This is a genomic window from Nocardioides sp. BGA-UO-ETr-FS32, from assembly GCF_059567905.1.
The window spans coordinates 14,746-38,102 of record NZ_JCAQOX010000003.1 but is presented as its reverse complement, the minus strand read 5'-3'; the positions used below and the strand labels follow the sequence as shown (position 1 = coordinate 38,102).

General features: G+C 67.5%; 21 protein-coding genes. 12 read left to right on the top strand and 9 right to left on the bottom strand.

Annotation, left to right across the window (positions count from 1 at the left end; translation table 11 throughout):
* Positions 1-99: 99 nt before the first annotated feature.
* Positions 100-1,134, top strand: a complete 1,035-nt coding sequence (locus AC57BS_RS01025) for an MFS transporter (RefSeq protein WP_496409745.1) — start codon at positions 100-102, stop codon at positions 1,132-1,134.
* A 61-nt stretch (positions 1,135-1,195) separates the two neighbouring features.
* Here the strand turns inward: AC57BS_RS01025 and AC57BS_RS01020 are convergent, their stop codons facing one another.
* Positions 1,196-3,109, bottom strand: coding sequence for a PhoX family protein (locus AC57BS_RS01020; RefSeq protein ID WP_496409690.1), 1,914 nt, complete (start codon positions 3,107-3,109; stop codon positions 1,196-1,198).
* Here AC57BS_RS01020 and AC57BS_RS01015 point away from each other — a divergent pair.
* The 9 genes from AC57BS_RS01015 (at position 3,060) to AC57BS_RS00975 (ending at position 12,484) form a co-directional block, all read left to right on the top strand.
* Positions 3,060-3,896 (top strand): arsenate reductase/protein-tyrosine-phosphatase family protein, encoded by an 837-nt coding sequence (locus AC57BS_RS01015; RefSeq protein ID WP_496409689.1) that lies wholly within the window; start codon positions 3,060-3,062, stop codon positions 3,894-3,896. The two genes, AC57BS_RS01020 and AC57BS_RS01015, sit on opposite strands and share 50 nt — an antisense overlap.
* 17 nt (positions 3,897-3,913) lie before the next feature.
* Positions 3,914-4,561 (top strand): arsenate reductase ArsC, encoded by a 648-nt coding sequence (locus tag AC57BS_RS01010; protein WP_496409688.1) that lies wholly within the window; start codon positions 3,914-3,916, stop codon positions 4,559-4,561.
* Between the two features lie 16 nt (positions 4,562-4,577).
* Positions 4,578-5,939 (top strand): NAD(P)/FAD-dependent oxidoreductase, encoded by a 1,362-nt coding sequence (locus AC57BS_RS01005; RefSeq protein WP_496409687.1) that lies wholly within the window; start codon positions 4,578-4,580, stop codon positions 5,937-5,939.
* An 11-nt stretch (positions 5,940-5,950) separates the two neighbouring features.
* Positions 5,951-6,958 (top strand): inorganic phosphate transporter, encoded by a 1,008-nt coding sequence (locus AC57BS_RS01000; protein ID WP_496409686.1) that lies wholly within the window; start codon positions 5,951-5,953, stop codon positions 6,956-6,958.
* Between the two features lie 854 nt (positions 6,959-7,812).
* Positions 7,813-8,775, top strand: a complete 963-nt coding sequence (locus tag AC57BS_RS00995) for a PstS family phosphate ABC transporter substrate-binding protein (protein ID WP_496409685.1) — start codon at positions 7,813-7,815, stop codon at positions 8,773-8,775.
* Between the two features lie 40 nt (positions 8,776-8,815).
* Positions 8,816-9,784, top strand: a complete 969-nt coding sequence (gene pstC / locus AC57BS_RS00990; protein WP_496409684.1) for a phosphate ABC transporter permease subunit PstC — start codon at positions 8,816-8,818, stop codon at positions 9,782-9,784.
* Positions 9,781-10,701, top strand: a complete 921-nt coding sequence (pstA, locus tag AC57BS_RS00985; protein WP_496409683.1) for a phosphate ABC transporter permease PstA — start codon at positions 9,781-9,783, stop codon at positions 10,699-10,701. Before pstC ends, pstA begins: the two co-directional genes overlap by 4 nt.
* Positions 10,702-10,877: 176 nt before the next feature.
* The gene (gene pstB / locus AC57BS_RS00980; RefSeq protein ID WP_496409744.1) at positions 10,878-11,648 is read left to right on the top strand and encodes a phosphate ABC transporter ATP-binding protein PstB; all 771 of its coding nucleotides are present in this window, start codon (positions 10,878-10,880) and stop codon (positions 11,646-11,648) included.
* A 242-nt stretch (positions 11,649-11,890) separates the two neighbouring features.
* Positions 11,891-12,484, top strand: a complete 594-nt coding sequence (locus AC57BS_RS00975) for a winged helix-turn-helix domain-containing protein (protein WP_496409682.1) — start codon at positions 11,891-11,893, stop codon at positions 12,482-12,484.
* Positions 12,485-12,877: 393 nt separating this feature from the next.
* On the opposite strand, the gene AC57BS_RS00970 is transcribed toward AC57BS_RS00975, so the two are convergent.
* The 4 genes from AC57BS_RS00970 to AC57BS_RS00955 form a co-directional block, all read right to left on the bottom strand.
* The gene (locus tag AC57BS_RS00970) at positions 12,878-13,186 is read right to left on the bottom strand and encodes a hypothetical protein (protein ID WP_496409681.1); all 309 of its coding nucleotides are present in this window, start codon (positions 13,184-13,186) and stop codon (positions 12,878-12,880) included.
* A 280-nt stretch (positions 13,187-13,466) separates the two neighbouring features.
* Positions 13,467-15,056: an IS1182 family transposase gene (locus AC57BS_RS00965; RefSeq protein ID WP_496409680.1), complete on the bottom strand. Its 1,590-nt coding sequence runs from the start codon at positions 15,054-15,056 to the stop codon at positions 13,467-13,469.
* 62 nt (positions 15,057-15,118) lie between these two features.
* On the bottom strand, positions 15,119-15,772 hold the full coding sequence (phoU, locus tag AC57BS_RS00960; protein WP_496409679.1) for a phosphate signaling complex protein PhoU: 654 nt from the start codon (positions 15,770-15,772) through the stop codon (positions 15,119-15,121).
* 255 nt (positions 15,773-16,027) lie between these two features.
* Positions 16,028-17,110 (bottom strand): ArsO family NAD(P)H-dependent flavin-containing monooxygenase, encoded by a 1,083-nt coding sequence (locus AC57BS_RS00955; RefSeq protein WP_496409678.1) that lies wholly within the window; start codon positions 17,108-17,110, stop codon positions 16,028-16,030.
* A gap of 186 nt (positions 17,111-17,296) precedes the next feature.
* Here AC57BS_RS00955 and AC57BS_RS00950 point away from each other — a divergent pair, with 186 nt between their 5' ends.
* Positions 17,297-17,683: a metalloregulator ArsR/SmtB family transcription factor gene (locus tag AC57BS_RS00950; protein ID WP_496409677.1), complete on the top strand. Its 387-nt coding sequence runs from the start codon at positions 17,297-17,299 to the stop codon at positions 17,681-17,683.
* Between the two features lie 980 nt (positions 17,684-18,663).
* Here the strand turns inward: AC57BS_RS00950 and AC57BS_RS00945 are convergent.
* The 3 genes from AC57BS_RS00945 to AC57BS_RS00935 form a co-directional block, all read right to left on the bottom strand.
* Positions 18,664-19,203, bottom strand: coding sequence for a recombinase family protein (locus AC57BS_RS00945; protein ID WP_496409676.1), 540 nt, complete (start codon positions 19,201-19,203; stop codon positions 18,664-18,666).
* Positions 19,204-19,884: 681 nt separating this feature from the next.
* Complete coding sequence (locus AC57BS_RS00940; protein WP_496409675.1) at positions 19,885-20,841, bottom strand: cytochrome c biogenesis CcdA family protein; 957 nt, start codon at positions 20,839-20,841, stop codon at positions 19,885-19,887.
* A complete protein-coding gene (locus AC57BS_RS00935; protein WP_496409674.1) occupies positions 20,841-21,227 on the bottom strand; it encodes a TlpA family protein disulfide reductase in 387 nt (128 codons plus the stop codon). Before AC57BS_RS00935 ends, AC57BS_RS00940 begins: the two co-directional genes overlap by 1 nt.
* 17 nt (positions 21,228-21,244) lie before the next feature.
* On the opposite strand from AC57BS_RS00935, the gene AC57BS_RS00930 reads away from it, so the two are divergent.
* Entirely contained in the window at positions 21,245-22,471 is a 1,227-nt protein-coding gene (locus tag AC57BS_RS00930; RefSeq protein WP_496409743.1) for an IS110 family RNA-guided transposase, read from the top strand.
* Between the two features lie 590 nt (positions 22,472-23,061).
* Here the strand turns inward: AC57BS_RS00930 and merT are convergent.
* On the bottom strand, positions 23,062-23,352 hold the full coding sequence (gene merT / locus AC57BS_RS00925; protein ID WP_496409673.1) for a mercuric ion transporter MerT: 291 nt from the start codon (positions 23,350-23,352) through the stop codon (positions 23,062-23,064).
* Between the last annotated feature and the right edge of the window lie 5 nt (positions 23,353-23,357).

Sequence of the window (23,357 nt, the reverse complement as noted above, 5' to 3'; positions counted from 1 at the left end):
ACGGCGTGCTGTACTACGCCTTCACAGTGCTCGCACCCGCGATCTCCGCACACCGGCTGGTCGGCAACCGCGGTCACTGCGGCGTTCTCCGCGGGCAGCCTGACCGGCGCCGTGGCCGGCATCGCGGCGGGACGGCTACTGCAACGTCGCGGCCCGAGGCTGGTGATGACTGCCGGCAGCGTGCTGGGTTCCGGCGCGGTCGCCGTGGTGGCGCTCGCCCCGAGCTACCCCGTGTTCGTCCTGGGGTGGCTCCTGGTCGGCCTCGCCAGCGCCGGCACCTTCTACCCACCCGCGTTCGCGGCACTGACCCACCGGTACGGCGCCGGCCGGGTGCGCGCCATCACCACGCTCACCCTGGTAGCGGGCTTCGCGTCCACGATCTTCGCCCCTCTCACTGCGGCGCTGGGGGAGTGGTTCGGCTGGCGCGACACCTACCTGATCCTGGCGGCGCTCCTGTTCGTCGTGACGGTGCCGGCGCACGCGCTCACCCTTCGGCTGCCGTGGCACCACGACGCCGGGACGAGCCACGCACGAGCCGATCGGGACGTCCTGACCAGTCGGACGTTCCTGCTGATGGCAGCCTCGGGCACGCTGGCCTCGCTCGCGACGTATGCCTCGCTCGTCAACCTCGTCCCGCTGCTCCTCCACCACGGCGTGAGCCTGCAGCTGGCCGCGTGGGTGCTCGGGCTCAGCGGCGCGGGCCAGGTCGCCGGTCGGCTGGCGTATCCGGCGCTGGACCGGCGGCTGTCACCCAACGCGCGTTCGGCTGGCGTCATGGGGGTCATGGGTGTCACGCTCGCGGCCCTGGCGCTGGTGCCGGGCCCGGCTCTCGTGCTGGTGCTGGTGGCGGTACTCGGTGGCGCGGCCCGCGGCCTGTTCACCCTGGTTGGCGCCACCCTGGTCAGCGACCACTGGGGCTCGCAGCGGTACGCCGCGATCAACGGCGTCTACCACGCGCCCAAGGGGATCGCGGCGGCGCTCGCACCCGCCTTCGGTGCCGGCGTCGCTGCGATCACGGGCGGCTACCCGGCCATGTTCGGGGTGCTCGCAGCGCTCGCCCTCGTCGGTGCCGCACTGGCCGCATGTGCCGGCGACCCCATACCCGTGCGCGGGAGCACCGAGGCCGTGGGATAGCTGCATGGGGCCGCAGGTGCTTGACCGCCCCCAGCGGCGCCGAGCACCCACGGGTTTGGCCTCAGGATCCGATGACGCCGCCGTCGTCCTTGGTGATGACCACCGTCGCTGAGCGCGGGGTGGTCAGCCCGTCGAGGTGGGGCCACTGGCTGGGGCTGCCGTCGCCCGGGTGCTGGATGTTCACGAACATCGTGCGCTGGTCGGGCGTGGTGACCACGCCGGTGACCTCGCAGCCGGGGACACCGGTGAGGAAACGCCGCAGCTGCGGTACGCCGGCGTCATCGGTGAGGTACGGGTTGGCGGCGAGCATCTGGTCGTTGGCGCCGAGCGGCTGGGTGCCGTCTGTCTGGATCCAGACCCGGCCGTCGGGGTCGGACCAGATGCCGTCGGGAGAGCCGAACGCATCCTCGTCGGCGATGGTGGAGCCGTCGCCGCTGCTGCGGCCCTGACCGGCGAGGAGGAACAGGTCCCACTCAAATGAAGCGGCAGCGTGGTCGCCGCCCTTCTCGTTCCACCGGACGACGTGGCCCCACGGGTTGGGCTTGCGCGGGTTGGCGGCGCTCATCACCTTCGCCGAGCTGGTGTTGTTGGTGAGCGTCAGGTACACCATGTCGGTGTTGGGATCGACCGAGACCCACTCGGGGCGGTCCATCCGGGTCGCGCCGACGGTGCTGGCGGCCAGGCGGGTCTTGACCAGCACGTCACCCTGGTCGGCGAACCCGTTCTCCGCGGTGAGACCGCCTTGACCGTGGACCAGAGGCAGCCACTCTCCGCTGCCGTCGTCGTTGAACTTCGCCACGTAGAGGGTGCCTTCGTCCAGGGGGCTGCGGCCGCGAGCACGGGCCGCCTGCCAGCTGTCCTTGCTGACGAACTTGTAGACGTGCTCGTTGACCTGGTCATCGCCGGTATAGACGACCACCCGGCCACCCCTGGCGACGTGCACGTAGGCGCTCTCGTGCTTAACCCGGCCGAGCGCGGTGCGCTTGACGGGACGCGAGTGCGGGTCGAACGGGTCGATCTCGACGACCCAGCCGAACCGGTTCGGCTCGTTCGGCTCGGCGGGCGTGACGACGAAGCGGCCGTCGTGGGTGGCCCAGTTGTAGCGGTCTCCACCGACGCCGTACCGGCTGGTGAGTGCCTGCTCCTCGGCGGTGTAAGTGCCGGGGTCGACCCGGAAGTAGCCGTTGAAGTTCTCCTCGCACGTCAGGTAGGTGTCCCAGGGCGTGACGCCGTGGGAGCAGTTGTTGACCGTGCCGAGCGGGACCCGGCCGGCAGGGTCGGCCGAGGTCCGCAGGAGCCGGTGGCCGGCTGCCGGGCCAGTGACCGACATCGGCGTGTTCGCGGTGATCCGCCGGTTCAGGCGGGACTTCACCAGAGACCACTCGCCGGCGGCCTCCTCTCGGATCTCCACCACAGAGACGCCGTGGGCCGCCTGAGACTTGGCCACCATCTCGGGGGTCCATGAGGTCTTCGGCGGCGCGGTGCTGGTGCCTGTCTGCAGGTAGCTCTCGTCGGTGTACTCGTGGTTGAGGACCAGCAGGCCGTGCTTGTTCCCGGACGGGCCCCGGTCGATCGGGTAGTAGTGCATGCCGTCGTGGTGCATCCCGACCTGCTGCTCCTGCTCGACCGCGGTGTTGCCGGCCGGGCTGAACGAAGGGAACGAGCCGGTGATCGGGGTCCCCCACGGGACGAACGCTCGCGCGGTGTAGCCAGGCGGTACGACCACCTCGTCGGCGTAGCTGAGCGGGATCGGGCTGAACCCCAGCAGCTCCGCCGCGCTGACCCTCGAGGTGGCCTTCGCCAGCGCGGGCGAGGAGCCCACCAGATTGGTGGTCAGGAACGCCGCGGCGCCAGCCATGCCTCCGGCCAACACGCTGCGGCGCGAGGCGCGGCGCTCCACGACCTCGTCAAAGCTCGGTCCGTGCGTGGGGTTCGTGCTGATGTCGTCGGGATCGATATCGACGTCCAGGGTCATGTCGCTTCCTTCACTCGGGATCGTGCTTGCCATACTGCGGAAGATGCTGCAACGATCCTTGAGTCAACAGGCATTGAGCCAGTGGAGGGCAGGTGAACGGAAGATGGACCTTGAACAACGGGCGCGGTTCCACGCGGCTCTCGGAGAACCGGGACGGCTAGCGATCGTGGATGCCCTGTCGGTGAGCGACCTGTCGCCCGGAGACCTGGCTCAACAGCTCGGCTTCGGCTCCAACCTGGTGGCGCACCACCTGCGGGTGCTGGAGGACGCCGGGATCATCCGGCGTTCGAAGAGCGAAGGCGACGGTCGTCGCAGCTATGTCCGGCTGCGCCCTGACAATCCTTTGCTCGCGGCGCTGGACCTGGTCCCGAGGTTGGAGGACGACCTGCGTGGTCGGCGTCGGGTGGTGTTCGTGTGCACCCAGAACTCCGCGCGTTCGCAGTTGGCCGCATCCGCGTGGCAACGCGTGAGTGCCCTGCCCGCTACGTCTGCCGGCACCCATCCGGCCGCCCGCGTCCACCCCGGCGCGGTCCGGACGGCCAAGCGACACGGGCTGCCCCTGGGCGACACCACGACGCGCCACGTCGATGACGTGCTCGCTCCCGATGACCTGGTCGTCGCCGTCTGCGACCAAGTCCACGAAGAACTACCCGACGGGCCCCGGCTGCACTGGTCGGTTCCCGACCCGGCGCGTTCGGCCAAGCCGGAGGACTTCGACGCCGCGTTCGACGACATCGTGCACCGCGTCGGACGGCTCGCGACCACCCTCGACCCAGAACCGAACTGACCCTAGGAGACCCTGTGATGAGCACCCCCGCGGCGCCCGTGGAGCACCACCCCGCCTTGCAGAACGCGACCGAGCGGCTGGCGAGAGAGTTCCGAGGCACCTACGGCACGGAGACCGTCGAACGCTTCCTGCACACCTCGTACGACGAGTTCCTCAAGACCGCCAGCGTGACCACGTTCCTCCCGCTGCTGGCCGAGCGGTTCGCCCGACAGCGACTCCAGGCGCTGGCCAAGGTCGAAGGACACAGTGCCGATGGCCGCCCCATCGTGTTGTTCCTGTGCGTGCACAACGCCGGCCGGTCGCAGATGGCGCTCGGCTTCTTCCAGCACCTGGCGGGCGACGCGGCCGTCGGCTGGTCCGGGGGCTCCGAGCCCGGGGCTGGGATCAACCCGGTCGTCGTCCAGGCCATGAAGGAACGCGGCATCGACATCGCCGAGGAGTTCCCGAAGCCCTGGACCGACGAGACCGTCCGGGCCGCCGACGTGGTCATCGCGATGGGCTGTGGCGACGCCTGTCCCATCTTCCCCGGCAAGCACTACGAGGAGTGGGAGCTCGACGACCCCGCCGGCCAGGATCTCGAGACCGTCCGGGCCATCCGCGACCAGGTCGAGCAGCGAGTCCGGCACTTGCTCGGCCAGCTCGACGTCACCCCCCGGACCGTCTGAACGGCGAGGCGCCGTCATGCACGTAGCCATTGTCGGGGGCAGTGACGCCGGGATCGAGGCCGCGCGGCGCTGCCTCGAGCTCGACCATCAGGTCCAGGTCAGCCTTCTCGTGGCAGACGCGTTCCCGAACTACAGTATCTGCGGCATCCCGTACCACGTCTCCGGCGAGGTCCCGGACTGGCGGAACCTCGCCCACCGCAAGACCGATGACCTGGAGCGGCTCGGCATCACGTTGATGCTCGACCACCGGGTCACCCGCGTCGACGTGCCCGAACGGAGCCTGTCCTTTACGAACCACGATGAATCCGGCTCGCTTAACTACGACCGGTTGGTCCTCGCCACCGGAGCCAACCCACGTCGCCCGCCGATCACCGGCCTCGACACCCTCGGGCCGCAAGACGGCGTCCACGTGCTGCACACCATGCCGGAGACGTTCGCCGTCACCGACACCGTGAACCAACTCCCCGCAGGGTCGACCGCGGTCATCGTCGGCGCCGGGTACGTCGGCCTGGAGATGGCCGAGGCCCTGACCACCCGCGGCCTGCAGGTGGTCGTGGTCGAGCAGCTCCCGCAGGTGCTCCCGCGCACCCTGGACGCCGAGCTCGCCGCGTCGGTCGAGCGCCACCTCACCGAGCAAGGTGTCCAGGTCCGCTGCAACACGACCGTCGAGGCGATCGACAGAGTTGGGGACACGCTCGAGGTCGTCCTCGGAGGCGACCGCCTCACGGCGGGGCTGGTCCTGGTCGCCACCGGGGTCGACCCTGCTACGGAGCTCGCCGTGGAGGCGGGCCTCGAGCTCGGGGCGGCCGGTGCTATCGCGGTCGACCGGCAGATGCGCACCAGCATCGACGGTGTCTGGGCGGCGGGTGACTGCGTGCACACCCACCACCGGCTCCTCGACGAACCCGGGTACCTTCCGCTGGGCACCACCGCCCACAAGCAAGGCAGGGTCGCCGGCGACAACCTCATGGGCGGTGACCTGAAGTACGCCGGCACGCTGGGCACCCAGGCGGTCAAGCTGTTCGACCGGGTCGCGGCAGCCACCGGACTACGTGACGCCGAAGCACGAGCCGTCGGCTTCGACCCGCTCACCGTTCAAGTCGACGTCGATGACCACAAGGCCTACTATCCGGGCGCCACCACGCTCGCGGTGCGGCTCACCGGAGACCGGGGGACCGGCGTGCTGCTCGGCGGCCAGCTGCTCGGCGCCTACGGCGCCGAGGTGTCCAAGCGCATCGACATTCTCGCGACCGCGATCCACAACGCGAACGCCGTCGCGGCCCTGGGCGATCTCGACCTGTCCTACACCCCACCCCTGGGCTCTCCATGGGATGCGGTCCAGCAGGCCGCCCACGCCTGGCAGGCCGCCAGGAGCTGACGAGGCGCGGTATGGACACGGTGACCATCACGCTTGGGGCGATCGTGGCGCTCCTGCTGGCTTTCGGCTTCGCCAACGGCTTCCGTGACGCCCACGGCACGATTGCGACCTCGGTCGGCACCCACGCGCTGACGCCTCATATCGCACTGGCCGTGGCCACCTTGATGAATCTGCTCGGCGGTTTGATTGGCACCGGAGTTGCTCAGACGGTCGGCGCGGAGATCATCGCCACGCCGTCCAAGAGTGTGGGCATGGCCGTGATTCTGGCCGCGGTTGTCGGTGCGACGCTCTGGAGCGTGCTCACCTGGAGGTTGGGGCTGCCGTCCTCATCCTCCTATGCCCTCATGGGCGGACTGATCGGAGCGGCGGTGGCTGCCGCCACGGGTGTGCACTGGGATGGGGTCGCCACCAAGGTCCTGCTGCCGATGGTGCTCGCGCCTCTGATCGCGTTCATCATCGCCATCGCCGTACACACCGGCATCATGTGGCTCTTTCGGGGGTCCAGTCGAGTCAGTGCTCTGAACCGGGGGTTCCGGCTCGCACAGACCTTTGCAACCGCCGGTGTGGCACTCGGCCATGGGTTGCAGGACGCCCAGAAGACGATGGGCGTGATCGTCCTCGCTCTGGTTTCGATCGGTTACCAGGACTCATTCGACGTACCCCTCTGGGTCATCCTCTCCGTGGCCGCGGCCATGGCGGCGGGCACGTACGCCGGCGGCTGGTGGCTCCTCCGCACGCCCTCCCGCGGGGTCGTGCAGCTCGACGCCCCCCGTGTCTTTGCGGGCGAGGCGAGCGCAGCCTCGGTCCTCTACGTGACAGCAGTTGCCGGATTGCCGGTCTCGGCTATGCAAGCGATGACCTCCGGCGTCATTGGCGCCGCCACCACGCGAGGCCGAGCCGCCGTGCGATGGGGCGCTCTACGAACCATGATCGTCGCGTGGGCGATCACGCTCCCGGGCGCGGCATTTGCGGCCGCTCTCGTATTCACCCTCACCGACCTCGCCATGTCGAGCATCTGAACGGAGACGCCATGAATCCCAACTCAAACCGACCCCTCCCGCCAGCCGAGTTCACCGTCGGCACCCACCTGGCCCCCGAGGACGGCGCCTGCCTGATGGAGTGGGTCTCGGTTCTCGCCGGAGAACCATGGTCAGACGCCCCCGCCACCACTCATCCTTTGCTGGCACACCTGGGCCGGTTGGTCAACGACGCGATGACCCCGATCGGGCGGCAGGCGCTGTATCCGCTTGCGCCACGCTTAAGGAGTCTGAACAGCGTCGACCCAGCGGTCTCTGCCGAACTCGCGGAGCTGGCTACCGCGGCAGCGCTGAAAGTCCGCCCCGGCCCCCGGCTTGCCTGGATGCATGCGGCTGCTCGGCGCCGCCTTCGATCACCGTCTGTGCGACCTGAACTGGGTCAAGAGTGCGGGAGGGCGTCACGCCTGCGGCAGAGGATCTACGACCATGGGCCAGCCCATCGAGCGGTCGAGACGGCCGTGATGGCGCTTGCTCGCATACCCGAGGCCGACATCCACCTGCTACGCCTCCTCGACGAGGCGGTTGCCCATCTTGAGGACCGGACCAGACTCGATGGCGACGACCCAGCACGGGTGGACTCGGTCGGCCGGACCGATCAGTGCTGAAGCGGCTCGACAGTTTCGGCCGAGTGTCGGGAGCAGAGCGCCGCGCGCCGGCCCTCGGCCCGTGCGTGAGCCCTCGGGATGCTCAGCCCGAACAGGTGTCACACTGGCGACGAGTTTCATTCACGATTGTTCACTCGCCGTTCAAACTTGACACGTGCCCCGGTCACCCGAGCTGCCTACCTTGACCATGTCAATTCCGACAGAACATACAGACTTGTCAGGAGATTCGAAGTGAAAACCACTTCCATTCGCCGTGCCCTCGTGCCCGGCATCGCGGCCCTGTCGCTGGCTCTCACTGCTTGCGGTGGAGACAGCAACGCCGGCTCGGGCGAAGGCGGTGAGCTCTCGGGCTCGATCGCCATCGATGGGTCCAGCACGGTCGCGCCCCTGACCGAGGCCGCCGCCGAGCTCTTCAATCAGGAGTACCCCGACGTCCAGATCTCCGTCGGCACCTCCGGGACGGGCGGCGGCTTCGAAAAGTTCTGCCGCGGCGAATCCGAGCTCTCCAACGCCTCGCGCCCCATCGGGGAGGAGGAGATCGCGATCTGCGAGGAGGCGGGTATCGCCTTTGAGGAGTTGGGTGTGGCGAACGACGGCCTCGCCGTCGCGGTCAACCCGGAGAACGATTGGGTCGACTGCCTGACCGTCGACGAGGTCTCCAGCATCTGGGACAAGGGATCCAGCGTCGACAACTGGAGCCAGGTCCGTGACGACTTCCCGGACGTACCCATGGAACTCTACGGCCCCGGTAGCGACTCCGGCACCTTCGACTACTTCACCGAGGCCATCAATGGCGAAGAGGGCCAGATTCGTACTGACTACAACAACATCGGTGAGGACGACAACGCGGCCATTCAGGGCGTATCTGGTAGCGAGGGTGCCACCGGCTACATCCCGCTGTCTTTCGTGGAGGAATCCGACGGTGCCGTGCGTGCCGTGCCGATCGAGAACGAGGAAGGTGAGTGTGTCGAGCCGGCAGTCGAGACCGTCCAGGACGGCTCGTACAATCCGCTCGGACGTCAGCTCTTCATCTACCCCTCGGACAAGGCCTTGGAGAAGCCGGAGGTCGTGACCTTCCTCGAGTTCTACATCGAGAACCAGGCCGAGATCGCCGAGGCTGCCGGGTTCATCCCGCTGACCGAGGAGCAGTCGCAGGAGGCGCTGGACAAGGTCGCATCGCTCGCCGGCGAGTGACCTAGACGTACTCACGGCACAAACCTACGGAGGAAGAGGGATGGCCACACCCACCTTGGTCCAGGATGCGCGCTCCGCAGCGCCTCCGACTCTCGAGGCCAGCAGTCGCCGCATCGGCGAACGGGTCATCGTGGGGTGGCTATTCCTCTGCGCCGCGGTCGCGGTGCTGATCACGATCGGCATCGTCGGTGCACTGGTGCCCCCCACCATCGAGTTCTTCCGGAGGGTGCCCTTCGGTGAGTTCTTCTCCGCCGGAGAGTGGTCGCCGACGTTCGCAGATCCACAGTTCGGTGTGCTGCGAATTGTCGTGGGCACCCTCGTGGTGACGTTCTATGCGGTGATCGTGGCACTGCCGTTCGGGCTGGGCGCGGCCATCTACATGAATGAGTACGCCTCGCCCCGTGTTCGGTCGGTCCTCAAGCCGACTTTGGAGGTCCTCGCGGGAATCCCCACCGTCGCGTTCGGGTTCTTCGCGGTTGCTTTCGTCACGCCGTGGTTCAAGTCGATCTGGCCGGAGTGGCTGCCAGGACAGCTGGGTGTCGAGCCTGGGGTCTTCGCCGTCGGGACGGCGGGCCTGGTTCTGGGGATCATGATCATTCCGACCGTGGCTTCGGTTTCCCAAGACGCTATGGCCGCTGTTCCCTACGGCCTTCGGGAGGCGGCCTACGGGATCGGCAGCACCCGGATGCAGGTAGCGACCAAGATCGTGGTGCCCGCAGCGCTGTCCGGCATCGTGGCATCCTTCGTTCTAGGTGTCTCACGCGCCATCGGTGAGACGATGATCGTCCTGCTGGCGGCTGGTGCCACCGCCAACCTCACCGCCTACCCCAACGAATCAGTACTGACGATGACCTCCTTTATCGCCATCACGGCCAACGGTGACATCGCTCGCGGAAGCACCAGTTTCTACACGATCTTCGCGGTGGGCTCACTGTTGTTCGTCATGACCATGGTCATGAATCTGATCAGTATCCGTCTCGTGCGCAAGTATCGCGAGGTGTACGAGTGAGCACCCCGACCCGCACTCGAATCGCGGTTGACGCCGCACGAGAAGGCTCTCGCCAGTTGACGGGAGGGCGGCGCGACGTCAAGGGGCAGATCTTTCTGTCGGCCATCCTCCTGTCGATCGTGGTGGCCGTCGTCACCTTGGGCCTGCTTCTCATCACGACGGCCTATCGGGGTTGGGACCGGCTCGACCTCAACCTGGTCACTCAGTTTCCCTCGACACTGTTCCCCGAGACCGCCGGCCTCAAGTCAGCCATCGTCGGAACCCTCATGATCATGGGCGGGGTGATCGTCACGGTGATCCCGATCGGTGTCAGCGCCGCGATCTACCTGGAGGAGTATGCAGACGACGCCAGGTGGTACAACCGCGCCATCGAGGTGAACATCCAGAACCTCGCAGCCGTCCCCTCAATCGTCTTCGGAATCCTGGGGCTTGCATTCGTCGTCCAGGGCGGGTTCGCTCTCGGTGCAGTCGCGTTCGCGGGTTCGCTGACCTTGGCGATGCTCGTGCTGCCGACCGTCGTCCTGGCCTCACGCGAAGCGATTCGCGCGGTCCCCGACTCCATCCGACAGGCCAGCTACGGACTGGGCGCCACGCAGTGGGCAACCATTCGACGACAAGTGATGCCGGCGGCTTTGCCCGGGGTTCTCACAGGGACGATCCTTGCCCTCTCCCGCGCCATCGGAGAGACGGCGCCACTGCTGCTCGTGGGCGCGACCACCTTCGCTGCGTTCTACCCTGAGAGTCCGTTCGAAGGCAAGTACTCGGCCATGCCCGTTCTCATCTACCAGTGGGCAGCCCGCCCGCAGGACGAGTTCCGAGTGCTCGCGGCAGCCGGAATCATGCTACTCCTGGTCATCCTGCTCATGATGAACTCGATAGCGATCTGGTTGCGCAACAAGTACACCCCCAAGTACTGATGCATAGTGCAAGATCCCCACGCTCAGACCGAGAGGTATCCATCACCATGAACAATCCGGCTGAGGCCAGCACGGCCACCCCGACGTTGGAGAGCGACGTCCATTCGGTCCCCGCGTTACAGACCGAAGTGCATGGCGCCTCGCGTGAGATCAGTCCATTTCCCGTCGATCCGGTGATGGGGCTGCTGGATCTCAACGTGTTCTACGGTGACTTTCATGCCGTTCACGACGTCAATCTCGAGTTCAGCAAGAACGAGATCGCCGCACTGATCGGCCCGTCGGGTTGCGGAAAGTCGACTGTACTCCGCTGCCTGAACCGCATGAATGACCTGATCAGAAGCGCTCGGGTCGAGGGGGAGGTGACCTACCACGGGACCAACATCTACGGCCCAAAGGTGGATCCCATCGAGGTTCGCCGCAACATCGGCATGGTGTTCCAGAAGCCGAATCCCTTCCCCAAGTCGATCTACGACAACGTGTCCTACGGTCCGAAGGTCACCGGGATGAAGGTCGAGTCGATGGACGACTTGGTGGAGGAGTCTCTCTCGAGAGCTGCGCTGTGGGACGAGGTAAAGGACAAGCTGAAGCAGTCGGCTGTCGGCCTGTCGGGCGGTCAGCAGCAGCGGCTCTGCATCGCGCGCGCCATCGCGACCCAGCCGGACGTCATCTTGATGGACGAGCCTTGCTCGGCCCTGGACCCCATCGCGACCGCCCGGATCGAAGATCTCATGATGGAGCTGCGTGAGGATTTCACGATCATTATCGTCACCCACAACATGCAGCAGGCCGCTCGCGTCTCCGACCGGACCGCCTTCTTCACTGCCCGCCCCGACGAGACCACCGGCAATCGCACCGGCCTCCTCGTCGAGTACGACATCACCAGCCACATCTTCTCAAACCCCCGCGACAAGCGCACCGAGGACTACATCTCCGGCCGCTTTGGCTGAGTAAGTGCGACGATGACCACGAATCTCAGCAGTGGAGCCACTCAACGATCGTACCCACCACGCTCGACGGGCTCGTCGCGTTTTGGTCGCACCGATCCGGTCCTGCCGCGATGACTAGGCGCGATACCGAGCTCGCTCCGACCGAGCTCGAACGTGCACGCACGCGCAGATGGGTACAAACTGCGGGTGCGCATCTGCTAGTCGTGGACCCGCCGAGTGACGGTGCCAAATTCGATGCACACATGGCCGCGCGCGGAGTGCACGTCACTCGCGTAAATTCCACCGTAGACGCCCTTGTCGAGTTCGGTCGCGGCAATCCGGCGGCCGTGATCATCAGCCAACAGGCCGAAGGTCTGCCAGCTGACGAATTCGTGAGGAAGATTCTCGAGTACGGAAGTCCCCTCATCATTGAAGTCGGCGAAGACGGTGATGCCGCCTCAATAGGATCCCTTCTTGTCGCGAGTGCCGCCGCCGCATTCACCCGCCCCTACACGGCCGACGCGGTGTGGACCCTCATGCAGCGGTCGGCCAACTCCCTCGACGATCACGCACTCCTCTCCTTTGGGCCGATAGCTCTGGACGCAGGAGCTTTCACGGTGCACATCCGGGGCGAGCGGATACCTGACCTTCCACTGAAGGAGTTCGAACTGCTTCGTGCCCTGATGTACAGAGCGCCTGAGGTCATCACTAATGACGAACTGCGAACGGAAGTCTGGGGCGGCGTGGGGGGCGACAGCACCCTCCGCGTACACGTCAGACGCCTCCGCACCCGCCTCGCGGGCGCCGGTGAGATTCGCAGTGTCCGCCGCCGTGGCTACGCTTTAACGATCGACTAGTTATTACGCTTTAACGATCGACTAGTTATGATGTCCAGGGACATTCTCCCGCCGGTCGGCGGTGAGTCGGCCTGACAGGTGTCCCTGCGTTCACGATGCACACACGAGGTGCACGGATACCAGATCGTTCCATTGCTCGAGGCGGGGAAGGTAGGGGTAGCGGTGGGGGAGCAGGCCGTGGTGTTGCAGGAGGCCCGCAGGTGCTCGGCCTTTTGCTGGACACGGCGTCGAGACCTTCGTGGGATACCGGGATGCTGCCGTCGCCCAGTCCGCGGAGCAGTTCTTGGACCTTCCCCGAGCGTTTCCAGGCAATGACGTGCCGGTCCTGGGGAAGCGCGGTGACGAACTCGACGCCCGCCGCGCGGCTCCGCGTGGGTGGTCCGGCGGGCTGCCTCAGCCGGTGGCGCCGTCGATCACTTTGCCGGCGAGCAAGGCGGCCCTGAGTCCCGCCACGGTGTCCAGCCCGAGCCACGGGCTCGTGCTGCCTTCGGTGGCGAGCACGTTCACCATCTTGTCGTCGAGAGGGACGAACAGCCCTTGAGGGGCAGGGGAGTAGATGGTCGACCCGGGCTCACGGCCCGCATACTCGTTGGTGACCGGTTCATAGACGGGCTCGTCGACGCGGAACAGGCTGAGCACGACCTCGGTGCCGACCGGAAGGCCTACGACCACCGCACCGGCCGGTACGTCTTCATGTCTCAAGTGAACCGGTAATCGTTCGCATCTGCCGACTCCGCCGCCTCGAGGTCGCGCCAACTCATCTGCGGGTCCGCCGCAGTGGCGCTAGGAGACTGCTGAACAAGACGTGCTCTGGGTGCTGGTGAGCGCGTGGGTGGCGGGCGGAACGCGGCCAAGGCTGTCGAGGGGCGAGTTTGAGTCAGCACTCTGGGTGCGACAACGGGGTCGTTCCGCCCGCCGGTGGCCATCGTGCGTGGTTGTATGGCCGGCTGCAAGGGGGGCCTCGCCAGCCCGGGCGGGCCGGTCAGGTCAGGGCCCAGGCTCCGTCCTGGACAGTGAGGCCCAGGGCTAGGAGTCGGCGCAGATTGAGGGCGGCGACGCGGTGGTGGAGCCAGTTGTTGTTCTTCTCGACTCCGCGGTAGGGCACCCGACGCGAGCCGCGGGCCAGCCAGGCGATGGAGCGCTCGACCATCGGGCGATGCTTTCGGTACACGGCCTGGAAGCCCTCGTCGTTGGCTCGCTGCCGGTGCTCGCGTTGGAGCAGGTCGTGCTCGCCGACGGTGAGCTTTCGGCCCCGGACAGAGTTGGTGCAGCGCGCGACGAGTGGGCACTCACGACACGCGATCCCATAGGTCACGTTGCCCTTGTCGGTCACCCGCCGGGTGATCCCGGCCGGACAGGTCGCGGTGCCGGCGTCGTGGTCGACGACGAAGTCATCGACGGTGAAGCCACCCTCGACAGCAGGCTTGATCGGCCAGGGCTTGACCAGCGGGATCCACTTCTTGCTGTCCAGGGCGTGGAGCATCTCGCCCGACGCATAAGCGGAGTCGCCTAACACCTCGACCGGCTGGTCGTCCGAGACGGTGGAGTCGGCGACCACCAGCCCGGCGCCCACGTTCGCATCGGAGTTGGCCGGGCCGTTGGTCTTGGTCAACGCACACACCGTGGTCAGTCCGGTGTCGGGCTCGACGACCACGTGAGCCTTGAACCCGTCCTGACGCTTCTCTCGGGTCTTGTGGGCGTGCCGGGTATCGGGGTCCACGGTCGAGATCACCCGATCCGGTGCGGTCACCCGCGCGATGCGCCACCTGCCGTCGGTGCCATCAGAGTCCTCAGCAGGCTCCACGTCCTGGCCGGCCACCAGGGCCAGCAGCGCGACCGCGTCGGCAGGCTTGCCGCCGCCAGCGGTGATCGCTTCGACGTCGAGGACCGCGAGAAGCGCGAGCGCGTCACCGACCAGCGTGGTGACGAGCTCGTCGCGGGCAGTCTGGTCGTCCCACGCGATGGGAGGCTTCCCGGGCATCGTGTAGTCCTGCCCGGTGAACGTGGCCAACCGGATGCAATGCATCTCGATCAGGTCCTTGGCGCCGGGCACTTCGCGACCCACTCGGCGGATCTGGGCGATCAGCTGGGTCACCGTGTCCTGCCGGGCGACCGCGTCATCGAGGATCGTGGAGTCCAACGCCCGACGCGTCTTTCCCGCAACGGCACCGGTTTCGGTGATGACCTCGCGGACCACCTCGAAGATCCGCTGCGGCCGGTCACTGCCCGCCAACCGCTTGCGCCAGTACGTCAACGTCGAGGAGTCGAAGCCCTTCGCGTCGATCGCGTACCCACACGCAGCCTTCCAACGAAGATCGAAGGTGAGCGCGTCGACCGCTTCGCGGTCGGAGTGTCCGTACAACGCCTGCAGCACGATCACCGAGGCGATCACCTCACCCGGGATCGACGGTCGACCCCGCCCCGAGGGAAACAGATCAGCGAACAACTCGCTCGGGAACAATCGGTCACGATGCTCGGCCAGCAACGCGAACACGCTGCCCGGCTCGAGCAGGTGCCCCGCCACAGACTCAACATCCAGCAACTCACGCTGCCGATCCGACTCACCCTGCATGCACGCAGGATTTCAGCCGGGTGCCGGGACCGCCGGGAGGCGCGCCTTTGTTCAGCAGTCTCCTAGGCCTCGACGCTTGGGCTCCTTCCAGTGACGAGATACACGAGCCTGCGGGCAAGCGAGACCGCGTGGTCGGCGATGCGCTCGTAGTATCGGCCCAGGAGTGCGATGTCAACGGCGGGTTCGACTCCGTGTTGCCATGACTCGTCTAGCGTCTGACGGAAAGACGATTGACGGAGTTGATCCATCTCATCGTCCGCTGTCTCAAGGCGACGCGCGGCCTCTATGTCGCGGTCGGCGATAGCGTTGGCGACCTTGCCGACCATGTCCTCCGCGACTGTGGCCATGCGCTGTATGGTCGGGATCATCTCGGGGGGAACGGCGAGTGAAGGAACGCGGAGCCGAGCGACCTTGGCAACGTGCACACACAGGTCTCCCATGCGTTCGAGGTCGGCGACCATGCGCAGCGCCGCTATCAACATGCGCAGGTCGCTCGCAACCGGTTGCTGCAGGGAGATCAGTTGAACACTGTCCGACTCGATCTTGTCTCGCATCTTGTCGATCGCAGCGTCGCCGGAGATGACTTGCTCGGCCACGTGTGCGTCTGCCTCAAGCAATGCCTTGGTGGCCAGCCTCACGGACTCCCGTACCTGACCGGTCATAAAGACGAGCTCGTTGACGATCCCGTCGAGCTGCTGGTGGTAGGCGTCCCGCATGACCATCACCCTAGCCCTTGCCGATCTGCATCAACGCCCAGGCCGCCGCGAATGCCTGCGAACCGGTCATGGCCCCACCGACGTGCGGCGTGTGGAGCCGATAACGGAGGATCTACCACAATGGCCCCGATCGCGGGGAGTCAGGTGATTCGGTTGAGGGTTGGCAGCCTACCGCCTCCCGCGGCCGTTGGACCACGCAAGGGTGGCCCGGATGTCGAAGGGTGGGCTCGCTTGCGTCGGGCGGGCGCCGACTGGTCAGCGCTGAAGGCGTTCGACGATCTCCGCCGCGGTGTCGCGGGCCGAGCGGCCCACGCCCAGCAGGGTCGCCGAAGCGGGTCCGGTCCAGTCGCCGTACCCGACGAGGTGCAGCCGTGGTTCGCGATCGGCACGGGTGCCGCTGGCGCCGTCTACGGAGACCTGCCCGTGGTGATCGCGCAGCTGGAGCTGCCGCAGGTGGCCGAGGGCCGGGCGGAAGCCGGTGCACCAGATGATGGCGTCGACATCCAGCGCGGTGCCGTCGGCCCAGGCGACGCCGGTGGCGGTGATGCGGGAGAACACCGGCTGCGCCTTCAGGACGCCGCGATCGCGTGCCTCGCGGACGCTGTCGACCATGACCACGTCACCCAGTCCGCCGACCCCTGCATCCTCGCGTCCCTGGCGCAGCGCCTCGATGCGAGCCGTCGCCGCCGCGAACAGTGCCCGGCCATCCACGTCGTCTGGCAGGAACCGCGGCGGTTTGGCGGTGACCCAGGTCGTGTCGGCGACCATGGATACCTCAGCAAGGATCTGCGCGCCCGAGTTGCCACCGCCGACCACGACGACCCGCTGGCCGGCAAAGTCGTCGGGGCGGCGGTAGTGCGCCGCGTGGAGCTGCCGTCCCTGGAAGTCCGCCGCCCCGGGATAGGTCGGCCAGAACGGCTGGGTCCAGGAGCCGGTCGCCGACACCACGAACCGCGCCGTGACCTCGAGGTCGTCGGCGTGGACCGTCAACCCGGCGCCGGAGTCGTAGCGAGTGATCCTGCTGACCCGGTGCGGTCGGCGGACGTCGAGTCCGTAGCGCTCCTCGTAGCGGGCCAGGTAGTCGATGACGTGCGTGCGCGGCGGGAAGCCCAGCGCGGCGTCGTCCCACGGCGGCATCATCCATCCGGGAAGCGAGGAGTAGGTCGAGGGGGAGAAGAGGCGCAGCCCGTCCCACATGTGTTGCCACGCCCCCCCCGGGCGGTCCTCGGCGTCGAGGACGATGAAGTCCCGCCCGGGCGCGAGACCGGCCCTTTGGAGGTAGAAGGCGGTCGCGAGCCCCGCCTGGCCACCCCCGACGACCACAACGTCATGGTCCACGTCAGCGCTCACATGCGTCCGCGGAGTCGGCGCCCACGGGCCGGGCGACCGGCCCGTGGGCGCAGGTGCCTGACTGCTGTGGGGGCGAGTTCAGCGGCTGTGACCATGCGGCAAGCCTAACCATGCGAGCGTCGAGTCCTGGGCCTCGATTTTGACGCAGCCATCGACACCTGCCAACATTGACGCGTGTCGAACTCTGCTGCCGCGGTAGACAAGGTGCCCATCGCCCGCGACCCGCTGGCGTGCTGCGTGCCGCTGGCTCGTGAGCCGCTCAGTGCCGAGCGGGCGGCTGGGGTGGTCCCGATGCTCAAGGCGATGGCTGACCCCGCCCGGCTGCGGCTCCTGTCCCTGGTGCTCTCCCACGAGGGCCGCGAGGCGCGCGTGTGCGACCTGCTGCCCTTCTTCGATCTCTCCCAGCCGACGATCAGCCACCACCTCAAAGTGCTGCACGAGGGCGGACTGCTGGACCGCGAGAAGCGCGGCACCTGGGTCTTCTACAAGGCTCGACCCGACGCCATGGCTGCCCTCGGCAGCCTCTTCACCACCAACCTGACCAACCAGGAGCAGGCATGAACGACACCGTCCGCGAGACCCCGACCGCAGGCCCGGAGAAACCCCGCTCGTTAGGCGGCGGGTCCCGCTCGGCCAGCCACGCCCGGCCCATGATCCCGAACAGGTCCGCGGCCTGAGCTGAGAGGGACCACCAGGTTGGGGTGCAGGATCGCCTGAACCTGGTTCTTCAGCCGGGTCCGCTGCCGCACGATGTGCCCGCGGCGTTGGACCTGCCGTCGCAGTGCGGCGGTCTCGGCGTCGGGCATCCACACCGACGGCAGGTAGTCCGCCGCCAACAACTCGGCCAGAATCGGCTGCGTCGACCTGGTCGGTCCTCGACTTTGGCCTCTGCGGTCGCCCTTGTCTTGACCGGGTTGTAAACCACTACCCGGGCGGCCTCGCTGGCCAGCACGCCAGTGGTGCGGGACCGGCGGGACCGGCGGCGTCAACACCTTCCTACCGTTTACGAACGGCATCGAGTCGCTCAACGCTCGGTACCGCAGGTGTCGGCAACGCTCGAAAATGAGGCCGATCCGTCGCTATGGCCTCGTTTTCAAGCGTCGTCGACAGCAGGGCGTGTCGGTACGAGGAGACTTCCCGACCGAGCAGCCGCGTTAAGTTTAAGGTGCCTTTACCTGGCCCCGGTCACTGGCCCCAAGGAGGCCGGGCAGACAAGAGGGACCATTCGCTCGAAGCCGGCGTTCAAGGCCCGGAACTCCTGAAGCTGTCCCCAGGGGCAAAGTAGCCGCCTCAGCATGTCCCGCGGAAACGGGTGCGGCCGGGGCCGGTTGGGCTCAGATCGCCGCTGAGAGAGCCGAGCATGCCCAATTGACGGCCTTGACTCGGTGTCGGTGCCGAGAGCGGCGTTCTGAGCGACCTCCTCGCCGCTGTCGGCCCAGCAGGAGAGGCACTCCTGGCGCCGCCGGAGCCCGGCGTCGTCGTGGTGCGGACGAATTCGGGCTGCCCCGCTCAGCGGGTGTTCGGCGCCGTTGCCTGGTGCTTCAGGTAGAGGAGTACACGGTCTCGCGGCTGATGCCGAACTCCTTGGCCAGCGCTGATTTCTGCTCGCCAGCGGCGGCACGTTCGCGCAGCTGCTGGGCCTGGTCGGCTTCCAGAGCAGGCTTGCGTCCGGTGTAGACGCCCCGCTGTTTGGCCGCCGCGATGCCTTCGCGCTGGCGTTCCAGGATGAGCGCGCGTTCGAACTCGGCGAATGCGCCCATCACTGAAAGCAGCAGTGTGGCCATCGGTGAGTCTTCGCCGGTGAAGGTAAGACTCTCCTTGACGAACTCCACGCGTATGCCCTTGTCGGTCAGGGTGCGCAAGATGCGGCGGAGATCGTCGAGGTTTCGCGCGAGCCGGTCCATCGAGTGCACGACCACGGTGTCGCCGGCGCGGACGAAGGCCAGCATCTCGGCCAACTTCGGGCGGTCGGCGTCCTTGCCCGAGACCTTGTCCTCGAAGATGCGCTCGACATCGATCCCGTCGAGCTGGCGGACGGTGTTCTGGTCGGTACTGCTGACGCTGAGATAGCCAACCCGCATGGACGCCGCCCTCCCCTGCCTTATGTGTCAGGTTGGACTCTATGAACCCACCTGACTAGCGTCAAGAAACTAGCGAACTGACTCTATCTTGACGCCTCGCGGCAGCGCCGCGTTGCGTGGTGTTGGGGTGTACCCCAACACCACGTCCAGTGAGGAGCCGATCGTGATGGCAGGTGGCGCGTTCCTTGCCGCGGCGCCCGGGTAGGCGACCCCGCTCAACGGTTGTGCCGCGTTTGAGGATCGTCAAGATCTGTGGCCCCCGCCCATCACGAGATGTGTCGTCGTGGCACTCGACCACGGGAATCCTCCCGGAAGTGTCTGCCGTCAGGCTAGCTTTCACGGCCCCTGGCCACGGGCCCGGCCTGTCCCGGGGGCGGGGCTGGCGGCAGGTACGGCCGGAAGCGCCGCGATGCAGCAGCCACGCTGCTGCGAAGTGCGCGGCGGCGGCAAGGAAGAACGGCCACGAGGCTGGTCCGGCGACGCTGGCGCCTGCGGCGCTTGCAGCCGTACCGGCGCCGGCCGCGACCAGGGGGGCGGCGCCACAGCAGAGGCCGAGCATCGCCAACCCCGCTCCGATGAAGGCTGCCACAGCGCTGAGCCCAGCCGCGATGACCGCGAGGAACCGCAACGCCAGACGACCAGCGGCTCCGACAACAACGTGGGGTGAAGTGGACATCGACCTCACCACGAACGGCCCTCGCGACGATCCTGATCGCGGGAAGATGTCTCCGACGTTGTCAGCGCGGGGGCGCAGCAGTCTCCGGAATCGGTCACCATCGGATCCTCGGCCACCCCAGGGTCGGTGACGCGGCTCCTTCGGTGGTGGTGGATGACCAGCGCGAGCGCGAGCAGCACGGCTCCCGTCGCGGATACGGCGATGAGTGTGCCGTGGGCCTGCACCCAGGTGGAGGCGGTCGCGGCGAAGCCGGTCAGGGCAGTGCCGCTGGCCGCGGGGCCACCGTTGACGGCGGTCGGGTACCAGTACCAGATGAGGTAGGCGCCGGTGACCGCGAGCACGATCGCGGTCAGCTTGGGGCCGTACCGGGCCATCGAGGCCGTGCGCCGGGTAAGAGCGGTGCCGGCGATGGCGGTGGCGATGGCGAGGAGCAGCAGGACGGTGGCTGCTCCGGCGGCATAGACGGCGAAGACCACGACCAGGCCGGTGTAGGTGGCGGTCGCCTGGGCTTGGGCGATGACCGCGAGCAGCACCCCGAAGGTGCACGACAGTGAGGCGCCGGCGAACCCGACGCCGTAGGCGACCGACTGGCCCACCCCGTGGCCTCGCGATGCGGGCTTCCGTCGGATGCCGGGCAGTCGGAGGCCCAGCGAGTGGCCTGCGAGCATCACGGCCGGGAACAGAAGCAGCACCACCCCGGTGGCCAGCCCGAGCCAGGGCGCGGCGTCGATGACGGCGCGGGCGCCGGCGCTGACGATGAGCCCGGCGGCCACCAGGGTGCCGGCGAACCCGATGGTCAGCGCTACCCCGGACCGCAGGGCTCGGGCCAGGCGGCCCGCCAGGGCGGTGTGGTGGGTGTCCCCGAGGGAGAGGGTGATCCAGGCGGGGAGGAGCGCGAAGCCGCAGGGGTTCACCGGGGCAACCATGCCGGCGGCGAAGGCAAGTGCGAGCAGCCCACTCATCAGCCGGTCACCTTGTCCAGCTCGTCACGGATCTTCTCGGCGTTGGGCTCCACGGCCCGGTAGACGACATCACCGTCGGGGTCGACGATCACCACGGTGCTCAACTGGGTGACCCCGTAGCGGGCGATCAGCGTGCCGTCGGGGTCACTGGCGTACGCCAACTCGTCGGCGTCGTAGTACTCGAGGAACCCTTCGATGTCCTCGACAGTCTCGTAGGCAGCGACGTCGACGACCGCGAAGTCCGCCGCTTTGGGAGCCTGGGCCTGGGCCTCGGCTGATATAGGTCGAGGTAGTCCTTCACGGACACCTCCGGAGGTGCTTGGAAGGGACCGACAGGTTCTTTCACTCGAAGGTCTGGCGTTGACGCGCCTTTGGCCTTCTCGCACCCCCGGAGGTGGGTCCGATGGTTGTTCAGGCTGTGCCAGTTACATCGTCGACGGTCGTTGTCGCAGTCGATGTTGGCAAGACGGAGTTCGCGTTCTCGGTCACCGATTCTGCTCGGACGTTGCTGCTCAAGCCCCGCACGGGGTGCCCGATGACGGGGCCCTCACTCTCCCGGGTGGTGGCCGACATTGTCGGGGTGCTCCGGCCCGGCGCGGTGGTCAAGGTCGGCATCGAGGCGGCCGGGCACTACCATCGGCCGCTGCTGGACGCGGCGTGGCCGGATGGGTGGGAGGTCCTCGAGCTCAACCCGGCCCATGTCACCGAGCAGCGCCGGGTGCTGGGCAAACGCACCATCAAGACCGACGTGATCGACCTGCAAGCGATGACCGAGCTGTTGTTGGCGGGCAGGGGACAGCCCGTCCGGGACCGATCGTTGGTGCTGGCCGAGCTCACCGCCTGGTCAGCCCATCGCACTAGCCGGGTGCTGGTGCGCACGGCCACCAAGAACCAACTGCTGGGGCACCTGGATCGGACCTTTCCCGGTCTGACCCTGGCGCTGCCCGACGTGCTGGCCACCAAGATCGGCCGGCTGGTCGCTGCCGAGTTCGCCGACCCTTCCCGGCTCGCAGCCCTGGGCACCACCCGGTTCGTCCGGTTCGGCGCCACCCGTGGGCTGCAGATTCGTCGACCGGTCGCGGACAGGCTCGTCCAAGCCGCCCGTGACGCGCTGCCCACCGCGGATGCCTCGGTCGCACGGATGGTCCTGGCTGCGGACCTTGCGCTGCTGGGCGACCTCGACTCGCAGGTCGAGCATGCCACCGACCAGCTGGCGCGGCTGCTGCCGGCCAGCCCGTTCGCGCCCCTGCTGACGGTCCCGGGTTGGGCTGCGGTCCGTGCCGGGAACTACGGCGGCGCGCTCGGCGACCCGACCAGGTTCGACCACCACCGGCAGGTCTACCGCACCGCGGGTCTGAACCCGATCCAGTACGAATCGGCCGGCAAACGCCGCGACAGCGTGATCAGCCGCGAAGGCAGCGTGGAGCTGCGCCGCGCGCTGATCGACCTCGGGCTCGGGCTGTGGCTCAACGACCCCGCCGCCAAGGCCTACGGCTCCCAACTGCGTGCCCGCGGCAAGAAGGGCCTGGTCATCGGCTGCGCGATGGCACACCGCGCGAACCGGATCGCGTTCGCGCTGGTCCGTGACCAAGCCACCTACGACTCCAGCAGGTGGACCCGAGAGGACTGACAAAGCAGGACTTCACAACTCCGGTCGACAGTGTCAGGCTCGAGGACACGAAGGACCCGGACCAGACGCCGTTTCGGCTATGGCAGACGCCGCAAGACGTTATGCCGCATCTAGCTTGGCGCCCGGGTCCTTCGCCTGTGCGGCAGCCCGAACGAAGCCAGACGACCCGCTCATCGCGAGGTCGCATACGTCAGCGTGGGCGCCCGGCACCCCACAGCCTGGAAATGCCGACCAACAAGAACCACGATCAGCTCCGGGGAACCCCGAGCTGATCAACTGCGCCCAATCCCAGACTTGACGTGACCTACAGCCAGCTAGGGCTTGGGCGGTGGGTCCGCAGCCGCCGCACTCGACGGAGAAGAACAGCAGCACGCTCGGACGGTCACCGGGCAACGTGGTCGAGCCGCCGGCGACGGTGCGGGCGGTGAAACTCGCCGCGGTGGTGCCGCCCTCGTCAGCCGGGGAGGAGTTGTCCTTGCTCAGCCCTCCACAGGCGCTCAACAAGACGACGAGCACGCTGGTCAAGGCAAGCGCCGTGAAGCGACGGCGAGCCGTACGGCTCCGGGTGACGGTGTCATAGGGGGCACTGGTCAGCGGTCCTCTCCTCGGGCGTGGCCCGGCGTGGATTCGTTTCTGGACGGGTCGGGTTTACAGCAGTCGTCGTCCCGCTGGTGCCGTCGTGGGACTGCCAGCACCGCAACGACTACGAGCAGGACGCCTGCCGCAATCACCCACGGGCTGCGCATAAACCCGCCGATCCCAGCGAGTGCTCCGCCAGCGATGAGGAGGGGGAGGGCGCAGCAGGCGATCATGAGCAGTCCGGCTCCGGCGGCCATGAGCAGGCCGCCGCCACCTGGTTGGTTGTCGCGGTTGGATGTCATGGGTG